Source organism: Rhodanobacter sp. T12-5 (genome assembly GCF_008329435.1).
Taxonomy (GTDB): domain Bacteria; phylum Pseudomonadota; class Gammaproteobacteria; order Xanthomonadales; family Rhodanobacteraceae; genus Rhodanobacter.
On the sequence record NZ_NPKN01000005.1, the window covers coordinates 117523 to 135688 of the forward strand.

18 protein-coding genes are annotated in these 18166 nt (G+C 67.1%); 11 read left to right on the forward strand and 7 right to left on the reverse strand.

Going from position 1 to position 18166, the window contains the following annotated elements; all coding sequences use genetic code 11:
• Positions 1-14 precede the first annotated feature (14 nt).
• Positions 15-899 carry an ABC transporter ATP-binding protein gene (locus CIW53_RS11620; RefSeq protein ID WP_149364888.1) on the reverse strand — a complete coding sequence of 295 codons (885 nt, stop codon included), beginning with the start codon at positions 897-899 and terminating at the stop codon, positions 15-17.
• Between the two features lie 178 nt (positions 900-1077).
• Between CIW53_RS11620 and aceF the strand changes: the two genes are divergently transcribed.
• The 4 genes from aceF to dapB are packed head-to-tail and all read left to right on the forward strand — an operon-like array spanning position 1078 to position 6932.
• Positions 1078-2496, forward strand: coding sequence for a dihydrolipoyllysine-residue acetyltransferase (gene aceF, locus CIW53_RS11625; RefSeq protein WP_149364889.1), 1419 nt, complete (start codon positions 1078-1080; stop codon positions 2494-2496).
• A gap of 15 nt (positions 2497-2511) precedes the next feature.
• The gene (lpdA, locus tag CIW53_RS11630; protein WP_149364890.1) at positions 2512-4305 is read left to right on the forward strand and encodes a dihydrolipoyl dehydrogenase; all 1794 of its coding nucleotides are present in this window, start codon (positions 2512-2514) and stop codon (positions 4303-4305) included.
• 51 nt (positions 4306-4356) lie between these two features.
• Positions 4357-6126: a gamma-glutamyltransferase gene (gene ggt / locus CIW53_RS11635; protein WP_149364891.1), complete on the forward strand. Its 1770-nt coding sequence runs from the start codon at positions 4357-4359 to the stop codon at positions 6124-6126.
• A 5-nt stretch (positions 6127-6131) separates the two neighbouring features.
• Positions 6132-6932, forward strand: a complete 801-nt coding sequence (gene dapB / locus CIW53_RS11640) for a 4-hydroxy-tetrahydrodipicolinate reductase (RefSeq protein WP_149364892.1) — start codon at positions 6132-6134, stop codon at positions 6930-6932.
• Positions 6933-6946: 14 nt separating this feature from the next.
• On the opposite strand, the gene CIW53_RS11645 is transcribed toward dapB, so the two are convergent.
• The 3 genes from CIW53_RS11645 to CIW53_RS11655 all read right to left on the reverse strand — a co-directional run bounded on the left by CIW53_RS11645 (position 6947) and on the right by CIW53_RS11655 (position 8781).
• The gene (locus CIW53_RS11645) at positions 6947-7639 is read right to left on the reverse strand and encodes a hypothetical protein (protein WP_149364893.1); all 693 of its coding nucleotides are present in this window, start codon (positions 7637-7639) and stop codon (positions 6947-6949) included.
• Positions 7640-7726: 87 nt separating this feature from the next.
• Positions 7727-8209, reverse strand: a complete 483-nt coding sequence (locus CIW53_RS11650; RefSeq protein ID WP_149364894.1) for a hypothetical protein — start codon at positions 8207-8209, stop codon at positions 7727-7729.
• Positions 8206-8781 carry a sigma-70 family RNA polymerase sigma factor gene (locus CIW53_RS11655; RefSeq protein ID WP_149364895.1) on the reverse strand — a complete coding sequence of 192 codons (576 nt, stop codon included), beginning with the start codon at positions 8779-8781 and terminating at the stop codon, positions 8206-8208. Before CIW53_RS11655 ends, CIW53_RS11650 begins: the two co-directional genes overlap by 4 nt.
• Before the next feature lie 121 nt (positions 8782-8902).
• Between CIW53_RS11655 and CIW53_RS11660 the strand changes: the two genes are divergently transcribed.
• The 4 genes from CIW53_RS11660 to CIW53_RS11675 all read left to right on the forward strand — a co-directional run bounded on the left by CIW53_RS11660 (position 8903) and on the right by CIW53_RS11675 (position 12338).
• On the forward strand, positions 8903-9229 hold the full coding sequence (locus CIW53_RS11660) for a DUF6249 domain-containing protein (protein ID WP_149364896.1): 327 nt from the start codon (positions 8903-8905) through the stop codon (positions 9227-9229).
• Between the two features lie 61 nt (positions 9230-9290).
• Positions 9291-9911: a trimeric intracellular cation channel family protein gene (locus tag CIW53_RS11665; RefSeq protein ID WP_149364897.1), complete on the forward strand. Its 621-nt coding sequence runs from the start codon at positions 9291-9293 to the stop codon at positions 9909-9911.
• A 157-nt stretch (positions 9912-10068) separates the two neighbouring features.
• The gene (locus tag CIW53_RS11670; protein WP_149364898.1) at positions 10069-11025 is read left to right on the forward strand and encodes an ATP-binding cassette domain-containing protein; all 957 of its coding nucleotides are present in this window, start codon (positions 10069-10071) and stop codon (positions 11023-11025) included.
• Positions 11022-12338, forward strand: coding sequence for an ABC transporter permease (locus CIW53_RS11675; RefSeq protein ID WP_149364899.1), 1317 nt, complete (start codon positions 11022-11024; stop codon positions 12336-12338). The genes CIW53_RS11670 and CIW53_RS11675 overlap by 4 nt, the downstream gene beginning before the upstream one ends.
• A gap of 114 nt (positions 12339-12452) precedes the next feature.
• Here the strand turns inward: CIW53_RS11675 and dinB are convergent, their stop codons facing one another.
• A complete protein-coding gene (dinB, locus tag CIW53_RS11680; RefSeq protein WP_277949634.1) occupies positions 12453-13535 on the reverse strand; it encodes a DNA polymerase IV in 1083 nt (360 codons plus the stop codon).
• 299 nt (positions 13536-13834) lie between these two features.
• Between dinB and gntA the strand changes: the two genes are divergently transcribed.
• The 3 genes from gntA to CIW53_RS11695 are packed head-to-tail and all read left to right on the forward strand — an operon-like array spanning position 13835 to position 16240.
• Entirely contained in the window at positions 13835-14560 is a 726-nt protein-coding gene (gntA, locus tag CIW53_RS11685) for a guanitoxin biosynthesis heme-dependent pre-guanitoxin N-hydroxylase GntA (protein WP_197736651.1), read from the forward strand.
• Complete coding sequence (locus tag CIW53_RS11690; protein ID WP_149364901.1) at positions 14557-15147, forward strand: urea carboxylase-associated family protein; 591 nt, start codon at positions 14557-14559, stop codon at positions 15145-15147. The genes gntA and CIW53_RS11690 overlap by 4 nt, the downstream gene beginning before the upstream one ends.
• Positions 15140-16240 carry a hypothetical protein gene (locus CIW53_RS11695; protein WP_149364902.1) on the forward strand — a complete coding sequence of 367 codons (1101 nt, stop codon included), beginning with the start codon at positions 15140-15142 and terminating at the stop codon, positions 16238-16240. The genes CIW53_RS11690 and CIW53_RS11695 overlap by 8 nt, the downstream gene beginning before the upstream one ends.
• A gap of 13 nt (positions 16241-16253) precedes the next feature.
• On the opposite strand, the gene CIW53_RS11700 is transcribed toward CIW53_RS11695, so the two are convergent.
• Positions 16254-17234: a UPF0104 family protein gene (locus CIW53_RS11700; RefSeq protein ID WP_149364903.1), complete on the reverse strand. Its 981-nt coding sequence runs from the start codon at positions 17232-17234 to the stop codon at positions 16254-16256.
• Position 17235: 1 nt separating this feature from the next.
• Positions 17236-18159: a hypothetical protein gene (locus tag CIW53_RS11705; RefSeq protein WP_149364904.1), complete on the reverse strand. Its 924-nt coding sequence runs from the start codon at positions 18157-18159 to the stop codon at positions 17236-17238.
• Between the last annotated feature and the right edge of the window lie 7 nt (positions 18160-18166).

The window sequence follows — 18166 nt, forward strand, 5'->3', positions numbered from 1 at the left end:
CGTGGCGGCGGGCGTCAGGCGGCCTTGGCGGTGGCCTGCGCGCGCAGGCGGCCGAAATAGACGTCTTCCAGATCCGGCGCGACCGGTTCGAAACCTTCCTCCGGCAGCGAGTCGGCCAGCACGTGCAGCAGGGTGCGACCGCCGGCGAGGCGGGTGGACAGGATGTTCATGCGGGCGCGGTAGCCGTCCAGTTCGGCCTTGTCGATGCTGCGCCGCCAGACCCGGCCATCCAGCGAGCGGATCGCCTCGATCGGCTCGCCGGTGAGGAGCACCTGACCCTGGCCGATGATGGCCATGCGCGAGCACAGGTCGGTGACGTCCTCGACGATATGGGTGGACAGGATTACCACCACGCGCTCGCCGATCTCGGCCAGCAGGTTGAGGAAGCGGTTGCGTTCCTCCGGGTCGAGTCCGGCGGTGGGTTCGTCCACGATCACCAGGCGCGGGTCGCCGATCAGCGCCTGCGCGATGCCGAAGCGCTGGCGCATGCCTCCGGAATAGGTGCCGAGCTTGCGCTTGCGCACGTCCCACAAGTTCACCTGGCGCAGCAATGCCTCGACCAGTTCGCGCCGCTCGCTCTTGACGGTGACGCCCTTGAGCACGGCGAAGTGGCTCAGCATCGCCTCGGCCGAGACCTTCGGGTACACGCCGAATTCCTGCGGCAGGTAGCCGAGCAGGCGACGGGTCGCCTGCTTGTCTGCGAGCAGGTCCATGTCATCGAGCTTGATCGTGCCTTCGTCCGGATCCTGCAGCGTGGCGATCGTGCGCATCAGCGACGACTTGCCGGCACCGTTGGGGCCGAGCAGGCCGAACATGCCGTTGGGGATGTCCAGCGAGACGCCGCGCAGCGCCCGAACGCCATTGGCATAGGTTTTCGACAGGTCACGGATCGTCAGCATGGGTTCCTTCCTGTGCCGCCCCGCGCGGCTTGTTGGTGAGACGAGAGTAGGGCATGGACCGCGGCAAGGCGTGCGCTCAAGGTCATGCATACGCCTACGCATGGTAAGCGACAGTCCGAGCAAACTGCACGAGCCGCCATACGAATGCTGCGTGCCTTCGCTATGATTGAGGCCTTGTATGCAGCCGCCATCCCCGAGCGGCACGCCATCGCCAGCAGGAGTCACCATGGCCGACCTCAAAGAAGCCCGCGTTCCCGATATCGGCCACGCCGACGTTCCCGTCATCGAAGTGCTGGTCAAAGCCGGCGACCGGATCGAGAAGGAACAGAGCCTGATCACGCTTGAGTCGGACAAGGCCACCATGGAAGTCCCCGCGCCGTTCGCCGGCACGGTGAAGGAAGTGAAGCTGAAGGTCGGCGACGAAGTGTCCGAGGGCGCGGTCATCGCAGTGATAGAAGTCGACGACGAAGCCGTCGCCGCGCCCCCCTCTCCCGCCCCGGGAGACGGCAGGGGTGAGGTAGCCCAGGCCCCGGCAGCACCTGCGCCTGCCCCCGCTGCGCCCAAACCGGAAGACAAACCCGCCCCGATCGCGGGCCAAGGCGTGCAGCCCGGCAACGCACCCGAAGGCGACGCCGCTCCCAGCGCCCGCCCACCACTCGACGCCAGCATCGTGATGCCCGGTGATGCGCCATACGCCAGCCCGGCGATCCGCGCCTTTGCGCGCGAATTGGGCGTGGACATCCAGCAAGTGAAGGGCAGCGGTCGCGGCGGCCGCATCCAGCGCGATGATGTCAGCGCCTACGTGAAGCACGCGCTCGCTTCCGGCGCGCGTCCGGTCAGCGGCGCGTCCGCCTCGGTCGGCGGCCTGAACCTGCTGCCGTGGCCGAAAGTCGACTTCGCCAAGTTCGGCGAAATCGAGGAGAAGCCGCTCACCCGCATCCAGAAAATCTCCGGCGCGAACCTGGCGCGCAACTGGGCGATGATCCCCCACGTCACCCAGCACGAAGACGCCGACATCACCGAGATGGAAGCGTTCCGAAAGAAGCTCGGCGAAGAGAACAAGGATCTGAAAATTTCGCCACTGGTGTTCCAGATCAAGGCAGTAGTGGCCGCGCTGAAACAGTTTCCGCAATTCAACGCCTCGCTCGACGAGTCGGGCGAGAAGCTGATCCTGAAAAAATATTTCCACATCGGCATCGCGGTCGACACGCCCGACGGCCTGGTGGTGCCGGTGATCCGCGATTGCGACAAGAAAGGCCTGCTCGACCTGGCCCGCGACCTCGGCGAGATCTCGAAGAAGGCGCGCGAGAAGAAGCTCGGCCCGGCCGAGATGTCGGGCGGCTGCTTCTCGATCAGCTCGCTCGGCGGCATCGGCGGCACCTACTTCACGCCGATCGTCAACGCGCCGGAAGTGGCCATCCTCGGCGTGTCCAAATCGGTGACGAAGCCGCTGTGGAACGGCAAGGAATTCGCGCCGCGGCTGGTTCTGCCATTGTCCCTGTCGTACGACCATCGGGTGATCGACGGCGCGCTCGCCGCGCGCTTCGCCGCCTTCCTCGCCAACCAGCTCGGCGACATCCGCCGGCTGCTGCTCTGACCGGAGGCGATGACGATGACAAACACGAACACGATCGAGATCAAGGTTCCCGACATCGGCGGCCACGACAACGTGCCGGTGATCGAAGTGCTGGTGAAAGCCGGCGACACGGTGGCGAAGGAACAGAGCCTGATCACGCTGGAGTCCGACAAGGCGACCATGGAGATTCCCTCCAGCGCCGCCGGCGTGATCAAGGAAGTGAAATTGAAGGTCGGCGACGAGGTTTCCGAGGGCGCGGTGATCGCCGTGCTGGAAGTGGCCGGCGATGCCGCGGCGCCGGAAGCCGAGGCGCCCAGGCCGGCAGCACCAGCACCGGCCGCACCCGCACCTGCCGCCGCTCCGGCCGCGGCTCCGGTTGCGCCGGCGCCGCAGGCCGCAGGCGGCTCCGGCCGCAAGGCCGACATCGAATGCAAGCTGGTCGTGCTCGGCTCCGGTCCCGGCGGCTACACCGCCGCGTTCCGCGCCGCCGACCTCGGCGTCGACACCGTGCTGGTGGAACGCTACGCCAGCCTCGGCGGCGTCTGCCTCAACGTGGGCTGCATCCCGTCCAAGGCACTGCTGCACGCCGCGGCGGTGATCGACGAAGCCGAGGCGATGGCCGCGCATGGCGTCAGCTTCGGCGCGCCCAAGATCGACATTGACAAGCTGCGCAGCTTCAAGGGCAAGGTGGTCGGCCAGCTCACCGGCGGCCTCGCCACGATGGCCAAGCAGCGCAAGGTGCGCACGCTCGAGGGCAGCGGCACGTTCGTCTCGCCGAACGAGCTGGAAGTGCAGACCAGGGACGGTGCGAAGCTGATCCGCTTCGAGTACGCGATCATCGCGGCCGGCTCGCAGTCGGTGAAGCTGCCGGCGTTCCCGTGGGACGATGAGCGCATCGTCGACTCCACCGGCGCGCTGGAGCTGCGCGACGTGCCGAAGCAACTGCTGGTGGTCGGCGGCGGCATCATCGGCCTGGAAATGGCCACCGTGTATGCCGCGCTGGGCAGCGAGGTGACCGTGGTCGAGTTCATGGACCAGCTCATCCCCGGCGCCGACGCCGACCTGATCCGGCCGCTGGCCAAGCGCCTGGGCAGCAAGCTCAAGGGCGTGCACCTGAAGACCAAGGTGGTCTCCGCCAAGGCCACCAAGAAAGGCATCGAGGTCGGCTACGAAGGCGACAGCATACCGGCGACCACGCTGTTCGATCGCGTGCTGGTGTCGGTGGGCCGTTCGCCGAATGGCGGCAAGATAGGCGCCGACAAGGCCGGCGTCGCGGTGACCGAGCGCGGCTTCATCAACGTCGATTCGCAGATGCGCACCAACGTGCCGCACATCTTCGCGATCGGCGACCTGGTCGGCCAGCCGATGCTGGCGCACAAGGCCACGCACGAGGCGAAGGTCGCTGCGGAAGTCGTCGCCGGCATGAAGAGCCACTTCGACGCGCGGGTGATCCCGTCGGTTGCCTATACCGATCCGGAAATCGCCTGGGTCGGCGTGACCGAGCGCGAAGCGAAGGAGAAAGGCCTGAAGATCGGCGTGGGCAAGTTCCCGTGGGCCGCCAGCGGCCGCGCGATCGGCATCGATCGCACCGAGGGCTTCACCAAGCTGATCTTCGACGAGGAAACCCATCGCATCGTCGGCGGCGGCATCGTCGGCGTGCATGCGGGCGACCTGATCTCCGAACTGGCGCTGGCGATCGAGATGGGCAGCGAGGCGGCCGACATCGGCCTCACCATCCATCCGCATCCCACCCTGAGCGAGTCGATCGGCATGGCGGCGGAAGTGTACGAAGGCACCATCACCGACCTTTACATGCCGAAGAAAAAATAGCTCTGCTGCCACGGAGGGCGTGCTGTCCGTGTTTCCGTCAGAGGACTCGTGATGAAACTTGCGCAACTCCGTATCGCCGCCGCCATCGCCCTGCTGGCGGCGGCCAATGCCAACGCCGACGTCGGCCGCGGCGATCGCTACTCCGGCCACGCCTGGGCCTCGCGCTCGCCGGTGCTGGCGCAGCACGGCATGGCGGCGACCGAGCAGCCGCTGGCCTCGCAGATCGCCGTCGACATCCTGAAGAAGGGCGGCAGCGCGGTGGATGCGGCGATCGCGGCGAACGCCGCGCTCGGCCTGATGGAGCCGGTGCTGAACGGCATCGGCGGCGATTGTTTCGTGATCGTGTGGGATCCGAAGACGCACAAGCTCTATGGCTACAACGGCTCCGGCCCGTCGGCGAAGGGTCGCGACCTGGCGAAGATGCAGGCCGAGGTGAAGGCCGCCTATGCGAAGGCCGGGATGCCGGCGCAAGCGCACATCCCGCCGGTCGGTTCGCTGCCGGTCACCGTGCCCGGCACCGTTGATGCGTGGGGTGCGCTGCACGACAGGTTCGGCAAGCTGTCGCTGGCCGACGACCTGGCGCCGGCGATCGCGTATGCGAAGAACGGTTTCCCGGTCACCCAACTGGTCGCCAAGTACTGGAAAGGCGGCATGGCCAAGTTCGAGCGCGAGCACGGCCTGATCGAGGAAAGCGCGAATGCGCGCCACACCTATCTGATCGACGGCCACACGCCGGTCGAGGGCGAGGTGTTCCGCAATCCCGACCTCGCGCGCACCTTGACGATGATCGCCGAGGGTGGCCGCGACGCGTTCTACAAGGGCGCGATCGCGCACACCATCGACAGCTACTTCAAGCGCATCGGCGGCGACCTGCGCTACGCGGATTTCGCCGGCTACCATGGCGAGTGGGTCACGCCGCAATCGGTCAATTACCACGGTTACGATGTCTACGAACTGCCGCCGAACGGGCAGGGTTTCGCCGCGCTGGAGATGCTGCAGATCCTCAAGGGTTTCGACCTGAAGAAGATGGGCGTGGGCAGCGCCGATGCGATCACCGCGATGCTGGAAGCCAAGCGCCTGGCCTATGAGGACCTCGCGAAGTTCTACGCCGACCCGCGCTTCGTCGACGTGCCGATGAAGGGCCTGCTGTCCGAGGCCTATGCCGACCAGCGGCGCAAGCTGATCCATCTCGATCACGCCAACCCGAACCTCGGCCCCGGCCATCCGAAACTGTTCAACGGCGACACCACCTATTTCACCACCGCCGACAAGGACGGCATGATGGTGTCGATCATCCAGTCCAATTATCGCGGCATGGGTTCGGGCCTGGTCGCCGACGGCCTCGGCTTCATGTTCCAGGATCGCGGCGAGCTGTATTCGCTCGACCCGAAGGCCGCCAACGTCTACGCCGCCGGCAAGCGGCCGTTCCACACCATCATCCCCGGCTTCGTGATGAAGGACGGCGAACCGTACATGGCGTTCGGCCTGATGGGCGGCGACATGCAGCCGCAGGGCCACGTGCAGGTGCTGACCAACATGATCGACTACGGCATGAACGTGCAGGACGCCGGCGACGCCGCGCGCTGGCGTCACTACGGCAACGCCGAGCCGACCGGCGAGCCGTCGCAGGGCATCGGCACGGTGGAAATGGAATCGGGGTTCGATCCCGCCGTGAAGGCCGAACTGGCGAAACGCGGCTACAAGATCGTGCCGGGCAGCGGCAATTTCGGCGGCTACGAGGCGATCATGTATGACGCCAGGCAACACGTGTACTGGGGTGCCACCGAGATGCGCAAGGACGGCGAGGTCATCGGCTATTGAACGCCATGCCCCTGAAGGTATGTCTTGCCGGCGCGACCGGCTGGGCCGGCTCCGAACTGGCGCGCGGCATCGCTGCCGCCGATGACCTGGCGCTGGTCGCCGCGGTCGCGCGTCGACACGCGGGACGGCCGCTCGGTGAAGTACTGGATGAGCCGCGCCTGCAGGCAGCGATCTTCGCCGGCGCCACCGAAGCGCTGGCGCAATCGTGCGACGTGTTCGTGGAATACACCGGGCCGGACAGCGCGAAGGCGAACATCCTCGCCGCGCTGGAACATGGCGCGCACGTGGTGGTGGGTACCTCGGGCCTCACCGACGAGGATTACGCGCAGATCGACGCGGCGGCGCGTGAACGCCAGCGTGGCGTGCTGGCCTGCGGCAATTTCGCGCTGACCGCGGTGCTGCTGATCAAGTTCGCCGAGATGGCGGCGAAGCTGATCCCGCAGTGGGAGATCATCGACTACGCGTCCGCCGGCAAACCGGACGCGCCCAGCGGCACCGTGCGCGAGCTGGCCACGCGGCTGGGCAAGGTGCGCCAGCCGTTGCTGGAAGTGCCGCTGGAGCAGACCGTCGGCGTGCGCGAGACCCGCGGCGGCACGCTCTCGGGATCGCAGGTGCATGCGCTGCGCCTGCCCGGTTTCGTGATCGGCGTCGAGGCGATCTTCGGCATGCCGGACCAGACCCTGAGCCTGCGCCACAACGCCGGCAGCAGTGCGAAGCCCTATGTGGGTGGTGCGCTGCTGGCGATCCGCAAAGTGTCCGGCCTGGTCGGCCTGCATCGCGGACTGGATGCGGTACTGGAGCTGTAGCGGAGTCTTCCGGTTCAGCGGCGGCTCGCCGCCGTGCTGTCGGCCTGCGCGGGCAATGCGTCCCGCAGGTGGCGTTGCAGTGACAGCAGGCTCTGCTGCGCCTGATCCAGCATCGTCGCCATCTGGCTGACCACATGCAGGAACTCGCGCGATTGCACATCCCCGGAGTCGAGGTCGGTCAGCGTGTCGATCATCCGCGGGCCGTCCATCACCAGCGCCAGGTTCGCGCTCAGGCTGGTGCTGACATCGCGCTGGTTGGCGTAGACCGCGGAATAGCGCTGCATGCGCTCCCGGTCGATCCAGCTGGCGGACTGATCCGCCACCGCCACATCCCAGGCTTCGTGGCGCAGGGTCGGCCACTTCAGGCTAAGTTGAAAATTCCTGGCCGAGACCTGCGACTGGATATGCTGCGCGATCGTCGCTTCCGGCGCGTGCGCCTTGAAGTCCTGTACCAGACCGTCGCGAATCGCGGCGAGTCGCTTCGCTTGCCGTGCGTCCTGCGCCAGCGAAGACTCGATTGCATCCAGGTTGGAACGGATCTCCGCATCGATACGCAGGCTGGCCGCTTCGGCGGCGTGGACATGGTGCGCGTGCTCGATCCATGCCTCCAGCCCGAGCGCGGTGAGGATGCTGAGTACGATCATCAGATAGTGCTTGGCGAAATCCCTGAAGGACTCCAGCCGAACCTTCGGCAGTTCGAGGTGCATGCTGTTTCCGGCGATGGCGGACGGACTGCGAAGAGTAGCGGATCACCCGGTTCCGGTTTCAACCGGACGCCGGGACGGTTCGGGAATTCAGGTGGTCGGGCCGTGAAGGTGCCGCTGCCACTGCCCCAGCAGCCACGACGCGCCGAGGCAGCCGGCCAGTGCCAGCAGCCAGCGGGTGGCCGGTGCATGCGGCGTGGGCAGGACCGTGGCGAACGACGGCAGCCACGCGTCGCCGTACATCGCCGTCACCGCAACGGCGGCCACGGCCAGCGCGATCGTCAGCAGCAGCATCAGCGTGAATTCGAAACGTGTACCGGAGGCTGCCCGTCGCGCCGGACTGGCGGCGACCCGTGCGGCCATCTGCCGCGCGAAATCCGCCGGCAGCGCATCCGGCAACGGTTCGCGCAAGGCGCGCGCGAGCAGGCGGTAGCGTCGGCTGCGTGCGTCGTCGCCGGCCGGATCGAGCTGCAGGCGCTCGCGCCGCATGGCGTTTTCCTGCGCCAGCCATTCGCGCTCATGCGCGGCGGTGTCGAAGGACGGGATGTGGTCGTCGATGTGCTGGATAGTCATGCTGCAACTCCGGTCCGCGCTTCGAGCACGCCTCGCAGGCGCAAACGTGAGCGGAACAAGTGGCTCTTGATGGTGCCGCTGGCCAGGCCGGTGATCCGGGCGATCTCCGGGATGGTTGTCTCTTCGAGGTAATACAGGGTCAGCAGCGTGCGCTGCAACGGCGGCAACTGCTCGATCGCGGCGTGCAGGTGGCGCGCTGCTTCCTCGTCTGCACAGGATGCCTCCAGGTCGAAGCCGTCGCCGATGCTGTCGACCAGCGAATAGTCGTCGTCGGCACCGTTGTCGACCAGCGGGATGCGCTTGTGCTGCAGATGGCGCAACGCGATGGTATACGCGACGCGCCCGATCCAGGATTTCAGCGCGCTCTCGTAGCGGTATTGATGCAGGCACTGGTGCACGCGCAGGAAAGTGTCCTGGCACAGCTCGCGCGCGTCCTCCGGGTTGCGCACCATGCGCTGGATGATGTGCCAGCACAGCCCCTGGTACTCGCGCACGAGGCGCTCGAACGCGCCCGGCCGGTTGGCCAGCACGGCGTCGACCAGCTCGCGGTCGGGGTTGCGGATGTCATCCATGGCGCAAGGGATACGCGCAGGCGGGCAACGGTTGCAAGCCTCGCGTTGCAACCGTCCGGCGGCTGCCCGTATCTATCGCTGCGAAGGTCCCACATTCCACATCCACACACAGGAGCATTCCATGGACTTCGGCATACTGATCCCGATTACGCTGTTCATCTGCATCGCTTACGCGATCAAGGTCGTGATGGACGCGATGGTGCGTCGGCACATGGTCAACGCCGGCGGTTCGGAGGAGCTGGTCAATTCGCTGCTGCGCGACGAGGAATTGCGCCGGCGCCATTCCTCGCTGCGCTGGGGCGTCGTGCTGCTGGCGGTGGGCGTCGGCTTCGGGTTGATCCAGTGGTTCGGCTGGCAGCAGGTCACCCCCGGCATGATCGCGGTGTTGGCCGTGGTGACCGGCCTGGGCAACCTGGTGTTCTTCACGATCTCGCGCAAGCTCGGCTGAAGCTGGTTCAATGGCGGGGCATCTGCCGCGTCGTCGGCATGCCCTCGAGTGAGCCGGCCGCATGAACGAACAACTGCTGTTCAACCTGGTGGATCTGGCCGGCACGTTCGCGTTCGCGATCAGCGGCGCGACCGCGGCCAGGCGTTGCAACCTCGACCTGTTCGGCATCCTGGCGATCGCCTTCATCACCGCCTGCGGCGGCGGCATCGCGCGCGACTTGTGCATCGGCGCGATCCCGCCGGCGGGGCTGTCGGACTGGCGCTACCTGGTCACCGCGATCGTGGCTGCCCTGCTCACCATCGTGGCGTATCGCTGGGTGGAGCGGCTGACTTATCCGGTGCGGCTTTTCGACGCGATGGGGCTGGGCCTGTTCGCGGTGTACGGCGCGCACAAGGCGTTGCTGTTCGGCCACAACGCCGAGGTGGCGATCCTGCTCGGCATGATCACCGCGATCGGCGGCGGCATGGCCCGCGACGTGCTGCTGGCGCGCGTATCGGTCGTACTGCAAAAAGAGATCTATGCGCTGGCGGCTTTTGTCGGTGCGGCGCTGACGGTGATCGGCGAGCATTACGGCTGGCCGGCGGTGTGGGCGACCTGGCTGCCGATCCTGGCCTGCTTCGCGCTGCGTTTCCTTTCGCTGCACTACCACTGGAACCTGCCGCGATTCGGGCGCGAGTCGTGATCGACCGCTCGGCGATTTCGCATGTGCGTCGTGTGCCGCGGATCGCGCGCGCGGACGTCGCCCGATCTGCCATCGGTCACGTTGGCGGCCCATGGGGCGCATGTTAAGTTTCGGGGATTGCGGGCCGCGTGAGTCCGCCACCAGGGGAAGGAAATCCATGACGTCACCCAGTGTCAGTGTCGAGTCGGTCACCAAACGGTTCTCGGGGCATACCGCCGTGAACAAGCTGTCCCTGGACGTGTACCCGGGCGGCATCTTCGGCCTGCTCGGGCCGAACGGTGCGGGCAAGTCCACCACGATCCGGCTGATCATGGGCATCCTCGAACCGGACCAGGGCAAGGTGTCGTTGTTCGGTTCGTCCGACGGCAGCCGCAAACTGTCGGCGCGCATCGGCTACCTGCCGGAGGAGCGCGGCCTGTACAAGAAGATGAAGGTGCTCGATCACCTGATCTTCCTGGGCGAGACCAAGGGCATTTCGCGCGGCGATGCACGCCGTCGCGCGCTGGCGTGGCTGGAACGGCTCGGCATCGCCGACTGGGCGCTGAAGAAGGTCGAGGACCTGTCCAAGGGCATGCAGCAGAAGGTGCAGTTTGCCGGCGCGCTGCTGCACGATCCCGACCTGGTGATCCTCGACGAGCCGTTCTCCGGACTCGACCCGGTCAACGCGCAGGTGATGAAGGACATCGTGGTGGGCATCGCCAAGGCCGGCCGCACCGTGCTGTTCTCGACCCACGTGATGGAGCAGGCCGAGCGCATGTGCGACCGCATCGCGATCATCGCGCGCGGTGAGACGGTGGTGAGCGGCACGGTGGCGCAGGTCAAGGCGGATTTCGGCGGACGCCACGTGGCGCTGGGCTTCAGCCACGACCGTGAGCGCGCCACCGCGATCCTTGCCGATCCGCGCCTGATCGCCCGGGTCGACGACTACGGTGCCAGTGCCGAGCTGAAGATGGCCGACGGTGCCGATCCCGAGCAACTGCTGGCCGCGCTGGTGCGCGAAGGCGTCGGCCTGCGCCGCTTCGAAGTGGTGGAACCCTCGCTGCAGGCGATCTTCATCGCCAAGGTCGGTGCCGATCCTGCCGCCATCCCCCTTCCCGCCGGAGTCGCCGCATGAAGAAGATTTTTGCCGTGATCCGGCGCGAGTTCGTCGAGCGTGTGCGCACCAAGGCGTTCGTGATTTCTACCGTGCTGCTGCCGGTGTTCATGGTGCTGATGGTGCTCTTGCCCGGCCTGATGATGAGCGGCGGCGACCGCACCCGCAACGTGGCCGTGGTGGATGCTTCCGGCGGCGGCCTGGGCCAGCCGGTGGGCAAGGTGCTCGAGGCGGCCACCTTCGGTGACGCCGAAGGTGCCAAGCCGCGCTACCGGGTGCAGGTGTTCCCGGCCGATGCGGCCAGCCTCGCCCAGGTGCGTGACGGGTTGATCGCCAAGACCGGTTTTGCGAAAGGTCGCCAGCACGACGGCTGGGATGGCGTGCTGGTGCTCGCCGACAACACGTTGGCCAGCGGCAAGCTCACCTACTACGGTGACAACGTGACTTCGCCCGAATCCATGTCGCGGCTGCGACGGGACGTCTCCGAGGCGCTGGCCGGCGTGCGCCTGGCCAAGTCGGGCGTGGATCAGGCGCTGGTGTCCAAGGCGATGGCACCGGCCGACCTGGACACCACCAAAGTGTCCGACGGCAAGCTCACCGGCCAGAGCGGCAAAGCCTCGTTCATGATCGCGTACTTCATGGGTTTCGTCCTGTACCTGGCGACCCTCATCTACGGCCAGCAGACGATGACTTCGGTGATCGAGGAGAAGACCTCGCGCATCATGGAAGTGCTCACCTCGTCGCTGACCCCGTTCCAGATGCTGCTGGGCAAGGTGTTGGGCGTGGGTCTGGCCGGGTTGACGCAAATGGCCATCTGGGTCGGCTCGGCCTTCGTCCTGGGCAGTCAGGGCGCGCGTCTGGCCGGCGCGTTCGGCGTGAGCGCCGAGGCGGCCAGGAGCTTTGCGATACCGGGCATCGCGCCGAGCCTGCTGGTGGTGTTCCTGCTGTATTTCGCGCTGGGCTTCCTGCTTTACGGCGCGTTGTATGCCGCGATCGGCGCGATGTGCAACACCATCCAGGAGACCCAGCAGTACGCGATTTTCGTCACCATGTTCGTGCTGGTGGGTTTCTTCGCGGTGTTCGCGCTGATCAAGGACCCCACCGGGACTCTCGGCGTCACGATGTCGTACATCCCGTTCTTTTCGCCGTTCACCATGCCGGTGCGCTGGTCGATGACTTCGGTGCCGTTGCTGCAGCTGTGCGTGTCGCTGGCCTTGATGGTGCTGGCCTTGCTGGCCTGCGTGTGGCTCGCCGCACGGATCTATCGCACCGGCATCCTGATGTACGGCAAGAAGCCGTCCTGGGGCGAACTGTGGCGCTGGATCCGGGCGTGACGGAACGGGTGAGAGCGACTTCGGTCGCGATGCTCCTGCCCCGAACCACCCGGAAGAGCCAGGAGCCTCGCGGCTGAAGCCGCTCCCACGAAGAAGCGGCTCGTCGGGGTTACCTCAGCGGGCATCGAACAGGTCGCGCTGCGCGCGGTAGCTGTCCTGGTCGACGAAGCCGGCCAGGCCCACGCCGACCAGGCGGTAGCGGCTGTCGACCGGGCGCTCGACCCGTTCGCGCAACGCGCAGGCGATGTCGGCCAGTTCGTTCGCCGATATCGGTCGCCGGGCCGGGGTGAGGCTGCGCGTGAGCGTGTGGAAGTCCGCGGTCTTCAGCTTCAGCACGACCGTACGCGCCACGCGATGGTTCTCGCGCTGGTAGCCGGCCCAGGCTTTCTCGGCGAGCCGGCGGATATGCGGTTCGAGTTCATCCAGCAGCAGATCGTGCTCGAACGTGTCTTCGGCGGAAATCTGCAGGGTCGGTCGTTCCGGCTGCACCGCGTGGTCGTCGATGCCGCGCGACAGCTCGTGCAGGCGGCGACCCCAGCGACCGAAGCGTTGCTCCAGTTCGACCAGCGCGAACGGGCGCAGGTCGCCGACGGTGGCGATGCCGAGCGCGGCCAGTTTGGCCTCCATCACCTTGCCGACGCCGGGCAGCCGGCCGACCGGCAGCGGCGTGAGGAATGCCTCGACCTGGTGCGGACGGATGACGCACAGGCCGTCGGGCTTGTTCCAGTCCGAGGCGATCTTGGCCAGAAACTTGTTCGGTGCCACGCCGGCCGACGCGGTGAGCCGGGTCTCTTCGCGGATCGCGGTGCGGATCGCCTCGGCCGTGGCGGTGGCCGAGGGCAGGCCGGTCTTCGTCGTGGTGACGTCGAGGTAGGCCTCGTCCAGCGACAGCGGTTCGATCAGCTCGGTATGCCGCGCGAAGATCTCGCGTACCTGCCGCGACACCGCCTTGTAGCGCACGAAATCCGGCGGCACGAATACCAGCTGCGGACACAACCGTTCAGCGCGGATCGCTGGCATCGCCGAGCGCACGCCGAACAAGCGTGCTTCGTAGCTGGCCGCGCACACGACAGAACGCGCGCCGCGCCATGCCACCGCCACCGGTTTGCCGCGCAGCGACGGATCGTCGCGCTGCTCCACCGACGCGTAGAACGCATCCATGTCGACGTGAAGAATCTTGCGTGGGGCGGAAGCCAAGCCGGTTGCCGGATGGGGAAGGGGCCCGGCCATTCTAGTGTGGCGTTGCGTACTTGATGGGACATTAGAACGAGTGCCCTTGGCCGCCAGTCAAGGCGCGAGGCGGAGTCATAGCCGTAGCTATGGCGACAACGAGCAACGCAGGATGGCGGCCAAGGGCGCCGTTATAAGTTCCAGATAGTACGCAACGCCACACTATCCAGCAGTGGACAGGCCTTCACGCCCGCTAACCGTCGCCGCCCGTAGGCTCTTGCGGCAAGGCAGGCCGAGTGGTCTGCGTGGCGTGGAAACCCGGCGACATGACGATGCTCACGTGCGAGCGCGACATTCATCCGGACCCGGTGTCGACGTGGTCGACGCAGGTCGCCGCGACCGAGCGCGCCTTCGATGCATTCATCGGGCAGGCGACGTTCCCGTGCCTGGGTGCGAAGGCGGCGCACGCGCACCAGCGCCTGCATTATCTCTGTGCGCATGACATCGCCAGCGCGCGCGATGATCGTTGCATCACCGGCGCGCTGCAGGCGTTCGCGGCGCGGCATGGTGACGGCGTGCCTTTCGTCAGCTTCGTCCTGTTTTTCCCGTGTTCCGCGCGATTGTCCGAGTCGGCATTCGAGGCGGCCCTGTGGCAACGCCTGCGCGCGATCCATGCGATCGACCGTCGCGAACACGCTTGGGACGCCAGCGTCAGCGACGATCCCGCTTCGGCGCACTTCAGCATGAGCGTGGGCGGCAAGGCGTTCTATGTGGTGGGCCTGCACCCGGATGCGAGCCGTAGCGCCCGCCGCTTTCAATGTCCGGCGCTGGTGTTCAATCTGCACGGCCAGTTCGAGCAGCTGCGCGCGGACGGCCGTTACGTGAAGCTGCGCCAGGCGATCGTCCGGCGCGACGTGGCGTATGCCGGCTCGGCGAATCCGATGCTGGCCGTTCACGGCGAGAACTCGGAGGCGCGCCAGTACAGCGGGCGCGTGGTCGGACCGGACTGGCAATGTCCGTTTCGTGCAGCTGATTCCGGAGTACGCCGGTGATCCACACCATTGCCCCGCGCAGTGGCGTCGCCTTCGAGTTGAAGCGCGACGAGCGGCTGAAGGTGATCGATCCGCAGGGCGAGCAGGTGGCCGACCTGGTCGCGTTCAACCGGAACGATGCGGCGGAGGCGATCTCTTCCGGGCGCAGCATCGACTACGCCAGCAGGATCTACCTCAGCACCGGCGACCCGATCTACTCCAATCGCAGTCGGGTGATGCTGCGCATCGCCGAGGACACCGTCGGCCGGCATGACTTCCTGCTGTCGCCGTGTTCGGCGGAGATGTTCCGCATCATCTACGGCGATGCCCAGCCGCACCGCGGCTGCCTAGGCAACCTGGCCGAGGCGCTGGCTCCCTACGGGATAGCGGCGGATGCCATCCCGACCGCGTTCAACGTGTTCATGAACGTGCCGATCGATCCGCTCACCGGCGTGATCCGGGTCGAGCCACCGCTGAGCCGGGCCGGCGACTACATCGTGTTCGAGGCGCAGATGGACTTGCTGATCGGCCTGACGGCGTGCTCCGCCGGGCAGTCGAACAACTTCGCGTACAAGCCCATTCGCTATGAGGTGCTGGGGCATGAGTGAGCGGATCGTCCATGTGGCGGGCAGGCGCCACACCTCGTCGGCGGCGCCGCGGCGAATGGGCATGTTCGAGCGCATCCCGAAATGGCTCAACCTGATTCCCATGGTGCTGCAGTGGTTCTGGCTGGGCCTGCGCCATCGCAGCCTGACCTTGCCGTCCGCGGTCAACCCGCGGATCACCGCAGGTGGCCTGGTCGGCGATACCAAGTCGGAATACTTCGCCTGCATGGGGCCGCGCGCCCGCGCGCGGGTGGCGCCATACGTGATGCTGCGGCTCACAGGCGGCGACATGCTGGCCACCGCGTCGGCGGCGATCCGCGATGCGGGTCTGGTGTTTCCGCTGGTGGCCAAGCCGGACCTCGGCTGGTGCGGCTTTGGCGTGCGCCGGCTCGACGATGCACTGGATCTGGCCGATTACCTGGCGCGCTACCCGGTCGGCGAGGCGCTGATGCTTCAGCGCTATCTGGACGAGCCGGGCGAAGCCGGCATCTTCTACGTGCGTCGCCCGGGTCAGTCGCGCGGCTGGCTGCTCGGCATCCTGCTGCGTCATTACCCGCAGGTCATCGGCGACGGCGTGAGTACCGTGGCACAGCTGATCGAGAACGACCCGCGCCTGCAACGGGCCACGCGCAACCAGCGCGAACACGAATGCCGCCACGATCCCGACGAAGTACCGCTACCCGGCGACAGCGTGCGCCTTTCGCTGATCGGTTCGACCCGCGTCGGCGGCCGCTACGAGGACGGCTCGGCCGTCGCCAGCGAGGAGTTGCTGGCCGCGATAGAAGCGGTTGCCAGCGACATGCCGCAATTCCACGCAGGCCGTTTCGACGTCCGTTATCGCACCTTGAAGGATCTGCGCCACGGCCGCTTCACCATCATCGAAGTCAATGGTGCCGGATCCGAAGCCGTGCACGCGTGGGATCCGAAATATTCGGTGCGGCAGGTCTACCGCATGGTGTTCGCCAAGCAGCGCCTGATGTTCGAACTCGGCGCGGCCAATCGCGCGCGCGGGCATCGGCCGATCGGGATGGCGGCACTGGCGCGCCACCACCTGCGCCAGCAGCGGTTGATTCGCCACTATCCACCGTCGAACTGATCGAAGTTTCGAACTACCCCGTGCGGATTGTCCCGGCGCGCCGACGGCGCAGCCGCCATTCGAATCCGCCCAGCGCGATGCTGGCCAGCCCGAACGGCAGCAGGCTGTAGGTCAGCCGGTAGCACAGCATCGCGGCGAGCAGATCCGCGCGCGCCTCGGCGGGAAACGACGCCAGCATGATCGTCTCGAACACGCCGAGCCCGCCCGGCGAATGGCTGACGATGCCGGCCAGCACGGCGCCGACGTAGATCGGCAGGAAATCGACGAACGGCGGTGCCGACCCGGCCGGCAGCAGCACGTAGAGCGCACTGATCGCGGCCAGCATCTCCACCGTGCCGATCAGCATCTGCATCGAGGCGATCCCGGCACCGGGAAACGCCAGGGTCCAGCGCCCCGCCGCCCATCGGCGCGGGCGCCGGCCCAGCCAGATCAGCAGTGCCGCCAACGCCAACACCAGCAGCGTGCCCGGCAACCGGCCCCAGCCGTGCGTGATCGCCGGCTGCCAGCACAGCGCGCCGGTGATCACCACGACAAAACCCAGCGCTACGCCGAGTCCGACCACGCCGACGATCCGCGCGACATCGCCGGCGCCGATGCCCTCCGCGGCATAGAGGCGATAGCGCAGGGCGGTGCCGGTGATCGCATGGAAGCCGAGCGTGTTCGAGATGCCCTGGGTGACCGCTCCGGCGAACGCCGCAAACCCGGCGGAGACCCGATCGCCCACCACCGTGCGCGCCGCCAGTACGTCGAACAGCGCCAGCATCGCGAAACTGACCGCTGCCGCCATGACCGAATACGCGATATGCCGTGCCGGCAGCTCCGACCAGGCCGCCACCACGTCACGCCACGCGAGATGGCTGACGTAGCGGTGCAGCAGCCACGCCGCTCCGCCGAACACCAGCAGGGAGCCACTCCACGACAACCCGCGCAGCCAGCGCGATGGCGGCTCGGCAAGCGATGAATCGGCAGCCTGCAACTGAGCCTCGCGTGCCATGTCAGTGCGCGCCCAACGTCGTCGGTGTGTGCTCGGGCGGCCGGGCGCGGGCGATGCGCCCGGCCACATCCAGCGCCATGCGCTCGGCCGCGGCCGGGTGCGCGGCCAGGTGCAGGAACGGTTCGATCAGCTCCAGTTCCATGATCAGGAACCGGCCCGCGCTGATCACGCCGTCGACCCGTACATAGGCGTGATCGCCATGGCCGATCGCGGCGACCGCCGCCAGTGCGTGCGCGGCCGCGGCAAGCGTCGCGGCATCGGGCTGCGCCGGCACGGCGCTGCCGCCGTGTTCGCCCTGCACGCGATAGTCACCCGCGGCCGGACGCTTGAGCACCGCATGGCTGAACGTGCCGGCGAAATACAGCAGCGACCATTCGCCGGCGCTGACGACCTCCGGCACGAACGGCTGCACCAGATAGTCGAGCTCGCGCGGCAGCTTCGCCACCGCCGCGTCGAACGCCGCGTCGCCGACGCTGCCGCGCACGGTATGCCAGGCGCCGCCGCTGATGCTTGGCTTGATCACCAGCGATCCCGACATCGTCGCCAGCACGCCGGGCAATTCGGCCGCGCTGGCCAGCCGCGTCGGAATGATCGGGACATCGTGCCGGGCCAGTTCGAGCAGGTAGCGCTTGTCGCTGTTCCAGCGCAGCAGGGCACTGTCGTTGATCGTCGGTACACCCAGCCGATCCAGCCGGTCCAGCCAGTCGAGGAACGCCGCGTGGTGTTTGAAATAATCCCAGATGGTGCGGATCAACACGGCGTCGAATGCCGACCAGTCCACCCGCGGGTCGTTCCACACGCAGACAACCGGGTCGACGCCGAGGCGCTGCAGCGACGCGGCCAGATATGCATCGTCCGGCTGGATCGACGGATGGTCGGCGGATGTGGCAAAGGCACACCGACGAGCGGTAGCGGGAATGGACATGGCGACA

Excerpts from the sequence above, each read along its gene's own strand:
- CIW53_RS11620 (WP_149364888.1), bottom strand. The coding sequence starts at position 899 with ATGCTGACGATCCGTGACCTGTCGAAAACCTATGCCAATGGCGTTCGG.
- aceF (WP_149364889.1), top strand. The coding sequence starts at position 1,078 with ATGCAGCCGCCATCCCCGAGCGGCACGCCATCGCCAGCAGGAGTCACC.
- lpdA (WP_149364890.1), top strand. The coding sequence starts at position 2,512 with ATGACAAACACGAACACGATCGAGATCAAGGTTCCCGACATCGGCGGC.
- ggt (WP_149364891.1), top strand. The coding sequence starts at position 4,357 with ATGAAACTTGCGCAACTCCGTATCGCCGCCGCCATCGCCCTGCTGGCG.
- dapB (WP_149364892.1), top strand. The coding sequence starts at position 6,132 with ATGCCCCTGAAGGTATGTCTTGCCGGCGCGACCGGCTGGGCCGGCTCC.
- CIW53_RS11645 (WP_149364893.1), bottom strand. The coding sequence starts at position 7,639 with ATGCACCTCGAACTGCCGAAGGTTCGGCTGGAGTCCTTCAGGGATTTC.
- CIW53_RS11650 (WP_149364894.1), bottom strand. The coding sequence starts at position 8,209 with ATGACTATCCAGCACATCGACGACCACATCCCGTCCTTCGACACCGCC.
- CIW53_RS11655 (WP_149364895.1), bottom strand. The coding sequence starts at position 8,781 with ATGGATGACATCCGCAACCCCGACCGCGAGCTGGTCGACGCCGTGCTG.
- CIW53_RS11660 (WP_149364896.1), top strand. The coding sequence starts at position 8,903 with ATGGACTTCGGCATACTGATCCCGATTACGCTGTTCATCTGCATCGCT.
- CIW53_RS11665 (WP_149364897.1), top strand. The coding sequence starts at position 9,291 with ATGAACGAACAACTGCTGTTCAACCTGGTGGATCTGGCCGGCACGTTC.
- CIW53_RS11670 (WP_149364898.1), top strand. The coding sequence starts at position 10,069 with ATGACGTCACCCAGTGTCAGTGTCGAGTCGGTCACCAAACGGTTCTCG.
- CIW53_RS11675 (WP_149364899.1), top strand. The coding sequence starts at position 11,022 with ATGAAGAAGATTTTTGCCGTGATCCGGCGCGAGTTCGTCGAGCGTGTG.
- gntA (WP_197736651.1), top strand. The coding sequence starts at position 13,835 with ATGACGATGCTCACGTGCGAGCGCGACATTCATCCGGACCCGGTGTCG.
- CIW53_RS11695 (WP_149364902.1), top strand. The coding sequence starts at position 15,140 with ATGAGTGAGCGGATCGTCCATGTGGCGGGCAGGCGCCACACCTCGTCG.
- CIW53_RS11700 (WP_149364903.1), bottom strand. The coding sequence starts at position 17,234 with ATGGCACGCGAGGCTCAGTTGCAGGCTGCCGATTCATCGCTTGCCGAG.
- CIW53_RS11705 (WP_149364904.1), bottom strand. The coding sequence starts at position 18,159 with ATGTCCATTCCCGCTACCGCTCGTCGGTGTGCCTTTGCCACATCCGCC.